Annotated in this window: 1 pseudogene; it reads right to left on the bottom strand. The window is 77.0% G+C overall.

The annotated features are described in order from the left end of the window. Positions 1 to 833: pseudogene (locus tag G3I42_RS06305) on the bottom strand (LuxR family transcriptional regulator); the annotation flags it as partial.

Genomic DNA, 833 nt, shown 5'->3' with positions numbered 1-833 from the left:
TGCGCGCCGCGCGGCGCCGCCCAGCGGACGATCCGCTCGGCCGCCTGCGCGGCGGCCTCCGCCTCGCCCCGCGCCGCCTGGACGGCGGCCTGCACGTAGTCGAAGTACCACGTGCAGAAGCCGAGGTCGTACTGCTCGCACAGCGCGTGCCCCTCGGCGGCACAGCGGGCGGCGTCGTCCCAGCGGCCCAGGTGGTAGTAGTCGATGCCGAGATGCATGAGCGCGCCGACGTGGTGGCGGGCCGGGGCGGTGCCCGCCCGGCCCTGCTCGATCAGGCGCAGATTGGCCTCGCGGATGTCGGGGAGCCGGTCGGCGTAGGCGCTGGCCCGGGCGAGGCGGGACGGGTCGTCGTGCGGCTCGGCCAGCAGCTCGCGCAACCGGGGGAGCGCGCCGGGGCCGGTACGGGCCGGGTCGCCGAAGGTCTCGACGCTGACCCGGAGCAGGTCGGGCGCCCGCGGCACGAGCCGGTCGAGGATCTCCAGGAGGGGCTGCCACAACGCGGCCTCGCCCCCGTACCAGCACAGCAGGACGAGGGTGTGCAGCGCCTCGGAGAGGGCGGGGTCGGCGGCGTCCCAGCCGTGCCCGCCCTCGGCGCCGGACTCGATCGCGCCGACCAGGAGACGGTGCGCCGTAGCGATGTCGCCGTCGCGGTTGATGAGCAGGAACGCGGAGGCCGCCGCGGCGTGCAGGGACTGCGTACTGCCCGGGTCGACCGACCGGGCGTCCTCCAGGAGGCGGGAGGCATCGTCCAGTTCACCGCCCGCCTCGGCGCCGATGTACGCGGCCTCGGCGAGCCGCCGGGCCCGGGGCGCGGGCTGCGGGCTCAGCACCGC

It is taken from the genome of Streptomyces sp. SID11385 (assembly GCF_010548245.1).
In the GTDB taxonomy this organism is placed as follows: domain Bacteria; phylum Actinomycetota; class Actinomycetes; order Streptomycetales; family Streptomycetaceae; genus Streptomyces.
The sequence above is the reverse complement of the archived record's forward strand: the minus strand, read 5'-3'. Positions and strand labels throughout refer to the sequence as shown.